This is a genomic window from Shewanella sp. Shew256 (genome assembly GCF_002196695.1).
GTDB lineage: Bacteria > Pseudomonadota > Gammaproteobacteria > Enterobacterales > Shewanellaceae > Shewanella > Shewanella mangrovisoli.
Map to the genome: position 1 here is coordinate 178,464 of NZ_NAJR01000009.1, position 9,377 is coordinate 187,840.

The 9,377-nt window shown below is 48.6% G+C and carries 7 protein-coding genes and 1 rRNA gene; 7 read left to right on the forward strand and 1 reads right to left on the reverse strand.

Annotated elements, in window-relative coordinates:
• Nucleotides 1-57 precede the first annotated feature (57 nt).
• The 4 genes from B5P39_RS16650 to lpxC all read left to right on the forward strand — a co-directional run bounded on the left by B5P39_RS16650 (nucleotide 58) and on the right by lpxC (nucleotide 4,339).
• Nucleotides 58-807: a cell division protein FtsQ/DivIB gene (locus B5P39_RS16650; RefSeq protein WP_011718495.1), complete on the forward strand. Its 750-nt coding sequence runs from the start codon at nucleotides 58-60 to the stop codon at nucleotides 805-807.
• Nucleotides 788-2,023, forward strand: coding sequence for a cell division protein FtsA (gene ftsA / locus B5P39_RS16655; RefSeq protein WP_011718494.1), 1,236 nt, complete (start codon nucleotides 788-790; stop codon nucleotides 2,021-2,023). Before B5P39_RS16650 ends, ftsA begins: the two co-directional genes overlap by 20 nt.
• A gap of 27 nt (nucleotides 2,024-2,050) precedes the next feature.
• Nucleotides 2,051-3,238, forward strand: coding sequence for a cell division protein FtsZ (ftsZ, locus tag B5P39_RS16660; protein WP_088212327.1), 1,188 nt, complete (start codon nucleotides 2,051-2,053; stop codon nucleotides 3,236-3,238).
• Nucleotides 3,239-3,418: 180 nt separating this feature from the next.
• On the forward strand, nucleotides 3,419-4,339 hold the full coding sequence (gene lpxC, locus B5P39_RS16665; RefSeq protein ID WP_011624293.1) for a UDP-3-O-acyl-N-acetylglucosamine deacetylase: 921 nt from the start codon (nucleotides 3,419-3,421) through the stop codon (nucleotides 4,337-4,339).
• A 13-nt stretch (nucleotides 4,340-4,352) separates the two neighbouring features.
• On the opposite strand, the gene B5P39_RS16670 is transcribed toward lpxC, so the two are convergent.
• Complete coding sequence (locus tag B5P39_RS16670; protein ID WP_011718492.1) at nucleotides 4,353-4,799, reverse strand: DUF721 domain-containing protein; 447 nt, start codon at nucleotides 4,797-4,799, stop codon at nucleotides 4,353-4,355.
• Nucleotides 4,800-4,826: 27 nt separating this feature from the next.
• Here B5P39_RS16670 and B5P39_RS16675 point away from each other — a divergent pair, with 27 nt between their 5' ends.
• The 3 genes from B5P39_RS16675 to B5P39_RS16685 form a co-directional block, all read left to right on the forward strand.
• The gene (locus B5P39_RS16675) at nucleotides 4,827-5,726 is read left to right on the forward strand and encodes a M23 family metallopeptidase (RefSeq protein WP_011624932.1); all 900 of its coding nucleotides are present in this window, start codon (nucleotides 4,827-4,829) and stop codon (nucleotides 5,724-5,726) included.
• A 60-nt stretch (nucleotides 5,727-5,786) separates the two neighbouring features.
• Nucleotides 5,787-8,513: a preprotein translocase subunit SecA gene (gene secA / locus B5P39_RS16680; protein ID WP_088212328.1), complete on the forward strand. Its 2,727-nt coding sequence runs from the start codon at nucleotides 5,787-5,789 to the stop codon at nucleotides 8,511-8,513.
• A gap of 647 nt (nucleotides 8,514-9,160) precedes the next feature.
• Nucleotides 9,161-9,377: ribosomal RNA gene (locus B5P39_RS16685) — 16S ribosomal RNA — on the forward strand; the annotation flags it as partial.

Here is a 9,377-nt window from a genome sequence, read left to right on the forward strand (position 1 = left end):
TGAAAGGTGGAAACAAACGTGTCTTGGAGTGATAAGAGGCGACACTGGTGGGCGAGGATGTCACGGGTTAATTGGTACCTGTGGAGCGGAATTGGTTTTTTATGGTTAGTCATTGGGAGTTTTGTCTTTGGTGGCTACCAACTGCATAAGTTTTTAAATGATGCCAGCACGCTCCCCATTGAGGCAGTGGCCATCAAAGGTGAACGGACTTACACCACAGATAGAGATATACAAATTGCACTACAGGATTTAATGCAGCGGAGTTTTTTCAGCGCAGACATCACCTTAGTGCAACAGGCGTTAGAAGCTTTACCTTGGGTGTATCGCGCGTCAGTGAGGCGTGAATGGCCAGCGAAACTCAGGGTGTATTTACAGGAGCAACAACCGGTCGCCCATTGGAATGGTACCGCTTGGCTCAATGTGCATGGTGAAGTGTTTGAAGCGCCATCGCATCCTGAGCTAGAGCATCTGCCTTATTTATCTGGGCCAGATGATATGGGGACTGAAGTGTTAACCGCCTACGCGCAGGTTAACTCGCTACTGAAGATTAATGGCTTTACCTTGGCCAATTTGAGTTTAACGCCACGTCATGCGTGGCACGCGACACTGGGTAACGGTATTGTTTTAGACCTAGGTCGAGAAGATAAAATGGCAAGGATACAAAGGTTTATCACTGTTTATCCGTTACTGGCGAAACAAGATAAACCGATTGCCAGAGTGGATTTGCGCTACGACACAGGGTTGGCCGTAGGCTGGGGCGATGCACAAACAAGAGAGCCGATAATTAATGACCAAAAACCAAGATAGAAATCTGATCGTCGGATTGGACATAGGAACCTCTAAAGTCGCAGTGATCATAGGCGAAGTTCTGCCCGATGGCGAAATCAGCATAGTCGGCCTTGGTAACCACCCTTCAAGGGGCATGGATAAGGGTGGCGTTAACGATTTAGACTCCATCGTGCGCAGTGTGCAACGCGCGCTCGATCAAGCGGAATTAATGGCAGACTGCCAAGTATCATCGGTTTACCTGAGCATTTCCGGTAAACATATCGCCTGCCAAAACGAAAATGGCATGGTGTCGATTAACGATGAAGAAGTGACACAGGAAGACGTCGACAACGTGATCCACACCGCTCGCTCGGTGAAGATCCCAACGGAACGTCGCATTCTGCATGTGTTACCGCAGGAATACGCGATTGACGTACAAGACGGAATTCGCAGCCCTATCGGCATGTCAGGCATGCGGATGGAAGCCAAGGTACACATAGTGACCTGCGCCAATGATATGGCGAAGAACATCACTAAGAGTGTTGAACGCTGTGGCTTGAAGGTCGATGACTTAGTGTTTTCCGGCATTGCGTCGGCGGATGCGGTATTAACCTTCGATGAAAAAGACTTAGGTGTGTGTATCGTCGATATCGGCGGTGGTACGACGGATATCGCAGTGTACACCAATGGTGCGCTGCGCCATTGCGCGGTTGTGCCGGTTGCGGGCAACCAAGTGACCAATGATATCGCGAAGATTTTCCGCACACCTTCGTCACATGCTGAACAAATTAAAGTGCAGTTCGCCTGTGCGCGCAGCTCCATGGTGAGCCGCGAAGACAGTATCGAAGTGCCATCGGTCGGTGGTCGCCCATCGCGTAGCATGTCGCGCCATACTTTGGCCGAAGTGGTAGAGCCGAGATATCAAGAGCTGTTTGAGTTAGTGCTCAAGGAGCTGAAAGACAGTGGTTTAGAAGATCAAATCGCCGCAGGTATCGTGCTCACAGGCGGTACAGCGTCGATCCAAGGCGTGGTGGACATCGCGGAGGCAACCTTTGGGATGCCGGTTCGCGTCGCCTCACCATTGCCGATTAAAGGGTTATACGAATACGTGGATCAGTCTATTTACTCCACTGGGGTTGGATTGCTTCATTACGGTGCAAGACGGGTGCTTGAGCGTCAATTCGAGCGTCCTGAGCGTCAAGGGGTTACCAGTGCTTGGAATCGGGTCCAAAGCTGGTTTAAGGGTGAATTTTAATAACGCAGGCAACACGGAGATCAGACAATGTTTGAGATCATGGACACTCACTCAGACGACGCGGTGATTAAAGTCATCGGCGTTGGCGGCGGCGGCGGTAATGCTGTCGAACATATGGTCAAACACAACATTGAAGGTGTTGAGTTTGTCGTTACCAACACAGACGCACAGGCGCTACGTAAATCAGGCGCTGGCTCAACGATTCAATTAGGCCGCGATGTCACTAAAGGTCTTGGCGCTGGCGCCAACCCAGAAGTGGGTCGTGCCGCAGCGGAAGAAGACCGCGAAAACATTCGTGCAGCGATCAAAGGCTCAGACATGATCTTTATCGCAGCCGGTATGGGCGGTGGTACGGGTACAGGTGCTGCGCCAGTCGTTGCTCAAATCGCTCGCGAAGAAGGCATCTTGACGGTTGCCGTCGTGACTAAGCCTTTCCCTTTCGAAGGCAAGAAGCGTATGGCTTATGCCGAGCAAGGTATTAGCGAGCTGGCCAAGCACGTGGATTCGTTAATCACTATCCCTAACGAAAAATTATTAAAAGTATTGGGCCGTGGTACGTCATTACTCGATGCGTTTGCCGCAGCGAATAACGTGTTACTCGGCGCAGTACAAGGTATTGCCGAGCTTATCACTCGCCCAGGTCTGATTAACGTCGACTTTGCGGACGTGAAGACTGTGATGTCTGAAATGGGTAATGCCATGATGGGTACCGGTGTTGCGCGTGGTGAAGACCGTGCGGAAGAAGCGGCCGAAGCGGCAGTTGCCAGCCCATTATTAGAAGACATCGACTTAGCCGGTGCCCGTGGTGTGTTAGTAAACATTACCGCAGGTATGGACATGAGCATCGAAGAATTCGAAACCGTGGGTAACCATGTTAAAGCTTACGCTTCTGACAACGCGACTGTAGTTGTGGGTGCGGTGATCGACCCTGAAATGAGCGACGAGCTGCGTGTTACCGTGGTTGCAACGGGTATCGGTGCTGAAAAGCGTCCTGATATTCAACTGGTTTCTAAGCCAGCACCACGTCCAGAGCCAGTGGTTGTGGAACCAAAAGTAGAAGCCTATGTCGAAGAAGCAACTCATGTGAGCTATGCGGCGCCAAAGGGTAACGTGTTACCTGCATCGCCAGCACCGGCTCCTGCGCCAGCAACTTCAACAAAACATGAATTGGATTACTTAGATATCCCAGCGTTTTTGCGTAAGCAAGCTGACTAAAACAGGTATTTGAGTCCAGCGTGTCGGGTGGTGCTTTGCTCTGCGAGGCTGTACCACCCAATGACTACATTTGTATGACATGGTCAACTTATGTTACCATGTAGCACCTATGTGGTCGTTTTGCCGCCGCTGCGTGTGCAAATATTAGGCTTAATTATAGAAATCTAAACGGGTAACTGAATGATATTTCAAAGAACTGTTCAAAAAATGGTGAAGGCTACTGGAGTCGGTTTGCACTCTGGGAATAAGGTCACCTTGAGCATTATGCCCGCACCAGTCAATACAGGGATCGTACTCGTGCGTACCGACATGAATCCTGCCGTTGCTATTCCAGCAAAGGCGGAACAAGTTCGCGAAACCACTATGTGCACGGCACTTGTCAATGACGAAGGTATTCGTATTTCGACTATTGAGCATTTATTTGCAGCCTTAGCGGGTTTAGGCATTGATAACGCCGTAATCGAAGTGGACGCGCCTGAAATCCCAATTATGGATGGTAGTGCGAGCCCATTTGTCTTCTTACTTCAGTCTGCGGGTATCAAAGAGCAGGCTGCGCCTAAGAAGTACTTAAAGATTAAACGCCCTGTGCGTGTTGAAGACGGTGATAAGTGGGCTGAGCTGAAGCCATTCAAAGGCTTTAGAGTCAACTTCAAAATTGACTTTGCTCACCCTGAAATTGCCCGTAGTCAACAGCATGTGGTGATGGACTTCTCTACTTCTGCTTTTGTTAAAGACATTAGCCGTGCCCGTACTTTTGGTTTTATGCGTGATATTGAGTATCTGCGTGCGAACAACCTAGCATTAGGTGGCAGCATGGAAAACGCGGTTGTACTTGATGAATATCGCGTCCTCAACCCCGACGGCCTGCGTTATGAGGATGAGTTCGTTAAGCACAAAATTTTAGATGCGTTTGGTGATCTCTACGTGGCAGGACACGCCATTCTTGGTGAGTTTACTGCCTATAAAACGGGTCATGCACTGAATAACCAATTAGTGCGAGCCTTATTGGCGCAGCAGGATGCGTGGGAGCTGGTGAGCTTTGAGAAAGAAGCCGATGTTCCCGTCAGCTTTACTGTGCCAGGTGGCGCGGTTTACGCTTAATAGCGGTTGATGTTTACTTATTACGGCTGGCCAATGTGGCCAGCCGTTTTAGTTTTTCACCTAGTGTTCCGCTCACATTTTCTGCAAGCGCAGCAATATGTTCTGCCGCAGCTGGACTGAGTTGCTTGTGCGCCTGTTTCGGCTTTGCGTCATACAATGCTAATCTCGGGTTGACTTTAACTTCAATTGCGGTAAGGATTGGGAGCGTTTCTGCTTGAAGCTGCGCTAGTAGTTTCGGCTTTTGGAAATTAATTCGTGCAGCCCATGCTGCCGAAGTGGTTTCAACCACAAGAACACCCTGGCGGAAATTGGCGACTTTCAGCTGCTCCGCAACAGGACCTGCGACAATCTGCTTCACGTGCTGATCCAGATATAAAAGTAGTTCCGCTTTCTCAGCTATATCGGGCAATGTGCCTGACTGGTGTAGTAATTGGCTGAGATCCTGAGGGGGCTTTTTCATATGATAATAAGATGGCTGAATTAGGCTATGAGTGTAACAGTATTTATTCAAGGTCGGAATGGCGTCACGCGCTGGCAACCCAGTAAACGCTGGTTGCTCCTTCCCATGCTATTGTTGGCGACTGGTGCCGGTATTTATCAACACAACTCTGCTAAATTTGAAAACCAGCAAGCCAGTGTCGATAACGATCGTATCCAACGCGAACAACAAAAGAAGCAAGTCTTAGAATTAAAGAGTGCCACAGAGTCACAGCTAGCCATGCTGGCGACCCATGTTGCGCGTATGCAAGCTAAAATCACCCGTCTCGAGGCCTTAGGTCAACAAGTCGCTAAACAAAACAAATTGGATGAAGACTTTGATTTTTCCTCTGAAGTGGGTGTCGGTGGCTTGAGCGAATTAGGCTCGAATATCGAACTTGGTCAGCTTATCGATGATATGGATAAACTGGCGTCACGAATTGACAACAATAATGTTCAACTATCACTACTTGAAACAGTGTCATCTAACCACCATATAGATGCTGAACGTTATGTATCAGGGCTCCCACTCGATAAAGGTTGGTTATCGTCGCCCTACGGATTACGTAATGACCCTTTTAACGGTCGTCGAACCATGCATAAAGGGATCGATTTTACCGGTCGAGAAGGGGCTAAAGTTGTCGCGACTGCTGCAGGCGTGGTGACTTGGGCTGGGAATATGTTTGGCTATGGCGAATTGGTCGAAATCGATCATGGTAACGGTTTACGTACTCGCTATGGTCATAATAAAGCTTTGTCAGTAGCTGTAGGTGATGTGGTCGCGAAAGGCGAAACCATCGCCAGTATGGGAAGCACTGGGCGCTCAACAGGGGCTCATGTGCATTATGAAGTGTTGCGTGGCGGACAGCAGATAGATCCACAGAAGTTTGTCTACCGCAAGGCAGGTTAATTGAAACATTGGCTTCTAGTTTCCATCATGGACTTGGCCTACAGAAAATAAGTGATTCAGATGTTTGGTAAATTACTGACAAAAGTATTTGGTAGTCGCAACGACCGTACCCTCAAAGGGTTACAAAAAGTAGTTAATAAGATTAATGCGCTTGAAGCCGATTATGAAAAATTAACCGATGAACAGCTTAAGGCGAAAACCGCCGAGTTTCGCGAGCGTTTAGCGGCCGGAGCGTCGTTAGAGAGCATTATGGCGGAAGCCTTCGCGACCGTGCGTGAAGCATCGAAGCGTGTTTTCGAAATGCGTCACTTCGACGTGCAGTTACTCGGTGGTATGGTGCTCGACAGTAACCGCATCGCTGAAATGCGTACCGGTGAAGGTAAAACCCTGACCGCAACTTTGCCTGCATACCTAAATGCGCTGACGGGTAAAGGTGTTCACGTTATTACCGTCAACGATTACTTGGCTCGTCGTGACGCCGAGAATAACCGCCCACTGTTCGAATTCTTAGGCTTAACAGTCGGCATTAACGTCGCAGGTCTTGGCCAGCAGGCGAAGAAAGATGCCTACAATGCCGACATCACCTACGGTACCAACAACGAATTTGGTTTCGATTACCTACGTGACAACATGGCGTTCTCGCCACAAGAGCGTGTACAACGTCCATTGCACTATGCACTGATCGACGAAGTCGACTCAATCCTTATCGACGAAGCTCGCACGCCACTGATTATCTCTGGTGCTGCGGAAGACAGCTCTGAGCTATACATCAAGATCAATACCTTAATCCCAAGTCTTATCCGTCAAGATAAAGAAGACTCAGAAGAGTATGTGGGTGAGGGTGACTACAGCATCGATGAAAAAGCCAAACAAGTGCACTTCACCGAACGTGGGCAAGAGAAGGTTGAGAACCTGTTGATTGAGCGCGGCATGTTAGCCGAAGGCGACTCACTCTACTCTGCGGCAAACATTTCTCTGCTGCACCATGTGAATGCGGCGCTTCGTGCGCATACCCTGTTTGAGCGTGACGTTGACTATATCGTTCAAGATGGCGAAGTGATCATCGTTGACGAACACACTGGCCGAACTATGCCAGGTCGTCGCTGGTCTGAAGGTTTACATCAAGCCGTTGAAGCCAAAGAAGGCGTTCGTATTCAAAACGAAAACCAAACCCTGGCATCGATTACCTTCCAAAACTACTTCCGTTTATATGAGAAGTTAGCGGGTATGACAGGTACGGCCGATACCGAAGCGTTTGAGTTCCAGCACATCTATGGTCTAGATACTGTGGTTGTGCCGACCAACCGTCCTATGGTACGTAAGGATATGGCGGATCTGGTTTACCTCACCGCTAATGAAAAATATCAAGCGATCATTAAAGACATCAAAGATTGCCGTGAACGTGGCCAACCTGTATTGGTGGGTACCGTCTCTATTGAACAGTCTGAACTGTTAGCGCGCTTAATGGTGAAGGAGAAGATCCCGCACCAAGTGCTTAACGCTAAGTTCCACGAAAAAGAAGCCGAAATTGTTGCCCAAGCGGGTCGTACTGGCGCTGTGACTATTGCTACTAACATGGCGGGTCGTGGTACCGACATCGTGTTAGGCGGCAACTGGAATATGGAAATCGAAGCCCTCGAGAATCCAACTGCTGAGCAAAAAGCCAAAATCAAGGCCGACTGGCAAGAGCGCCACGATGCCGTTGTCGCCGCAGGTGGTTTACATATTTTAGGTACTGAGCGCCACGAATCTCGCCGTATCGACAACCAGTTACGTGGTCGTGCGGGTCGTCAAGGTGACGCGGGTTCTTCACGTTTCTACCTTTCTATGGAAGATAGCTTAATGCGCATCTTCGCCTCGGATCGTGTCTCAGGCATGATGAAGAAACTGGGGATGGAAGAAGGCGAAGCTATTGAACATCCATGGGTTTCCCGTGCGATTGAAAACGCACAGCGTAAAGTGGAAGCGCGTAACTTCGATATTCGTAAGCAACTGCTCGAATTTGACGATGTCGCAAACGACCAGCGTCAAGTGGTTTACGCACAGCGTAACGAGTTGATGGATGCCGAAAGTATCGAAGACACCATCAAAAACATCCAAGACGATGTGATCAGTGCGGTGATCGATCAATACATTCCGCCACAATCAGTGGAAGAGTTATGGGATGTGCCTGGTTTAGAGCAACGTTTACAGCAAGGATTTATGCTGAAACTGCCAATCCAAGAATGGCTAGATAAAGAAGACGACTTACACGAAGAAACATTGCGTGAGCGTATCATCACTTCTTGGTCTGATGCGTATAAAGCAAAAGAAGAAATGGTCGGTGCGCCAGTACTACGCCAGTTCGAAAAAGCTGTCATGCTGCAAACCCTCGATGGTCTGTGGAAAGAACACTTAGCGGCGATGGATCACTTACGCCAAGGTATCCACTTACGTGGTTACGCGCAGAAGAATCCAAAGCAAGAATATAAGCGCGAGTCGTTCGAACTGTTCCAACAATTACTGTCGACCTTAAAGCATGATGTCATTAGCGTGCTATCTAAGGTACAAGTACAAGCACAGTCAGACGTAGAAGAGATGGAAGCGCGTCGTCGTGAAGAAGATGCCAAGATCCAACGCGACTATCAGCATGCAGCAGCCGAAGCCTTAGTCGGTGGGGATGATGGTAGCGACGAGATGATGGCCCACACGCCAATGATCCGCGACGGCGATAAAGTGGGCCGTAACGATCCTTGTCCTTGTGGCTCAGGCCGTAAGTATAAGCAGTGCCACGGCAAGCTAAGCTAATAAACACGTAAACTCAATTTAAAAGGCGACTGAAATAGTCGCCTTTTTCATGCCTGCTTCTTTATAGGTGCTTTAACTCTCTACCGACTATAAAACCCTTCGTCTATAAATCGTAATCAGTATTGCTGCACTAAAATTAACCGCTTTTATCTGTTTTGTGGATAAGTTTGAGGATAAATAGTGGGTATTTTGTGACTAACTGAAACTATTGAAAAAAGATCAAAAAAACCGAAAAAAGCCCTTGCGTAAAAAGTTCTGCTGCCTATAATGCGCATCCACTGACACGGCAGACAGCGATACGCAGTTTCAAGTGCCAGTTCATCGAGCGATTCACTCCTCGATGAGCGAAAAGAAAGTTGCAAAAACTACTTGACGCAAAAACGGGAATGCGTAGAATACGCAGCCCTGACCCGCTGAAATCACTTGCGATAAGGCGATGGTCAACGCTCTTTAACAATTTATCAAGCAAATCTGTGTGGACACTCACAGGTGTTGAGTTAATCGAAATTACTCTGCCGTTTGGCGAGTAATCAAAATTTAAATCAATGAATGAGTGTTCATAGCAATATGTACAGTTTGTTTTGACTTTCGGGTTGAAACGACAAATCAGAATTCATTGAGCCGAACCTTAGGGTTCACAAAACTTTTAATTGAAGAGTTTGATCATGGCTCAGATTGAACGCTGGCGGCAGGCCTAACACATGCAAGTCGAGCGGCAGCACAAGGGAGTTTACTCATGAGGTGGCGAGCGGCGGACGGGTGAGTAATGCCTAGGGATCTGCCCAGTCGTGGGGGATAACAGTTGGAAACGACTGCTAATACCGCATACGCCCTACGGGGGAAAGGAGGGGACCTTCGGGCCTT

Excerpts from the sequence above, each read along its gene's own strand:
- B5P39_RS16650 (WP_011718495.1), top strand. The coding sequence starts at position 58 with ATGTCACGGGTTAATTGGTACCTGTGGAGCGGAATTGGTTTTTTATGG.
- ftsA (WP_011718494.1), top strand. The coding sequence starts at position 788 with ATGACCAAAAACCAAGATAGAAATCTGATCGTCGGATTGGACATAGGA.
- ftsZ (WP_088212327.1), top strand. The coding sequence starts at position 2,051 with ATGTTTGAGATCATGGACACTCACTCAGACGACGCGGTGATTAAAGTC.
- lpxC (WP_011624293.1), top strand. The coding sequence starts at position 3,419 with ATGATATTTCAAAGAACTGTTCAAAAAATGGTGAAGGCTACTGGAGTC.
- B5P39_RS16670 (WP_011718492.1), bottom strand. The coding sequence starts at position 4,799 with ATGAAAAAGCCCCCTCAGGATCTCAGCCAATTACTACACCAGTCAGGC.
- B5P39_RS16675 (WP_011624932.1), top strand. The coding sequence starts at position 4,827 with ATGAGTGTAACAGTATTTATTCAAGGTCGGAATGGCGTCACGCGCTGG.
- secA (WP_088212328.1), top strand. The coding sequence starts at position 5,787 with ATGTTTGGTAAATTACTGACAAAAGTATTTGGTAGTCGCAACGACCGT.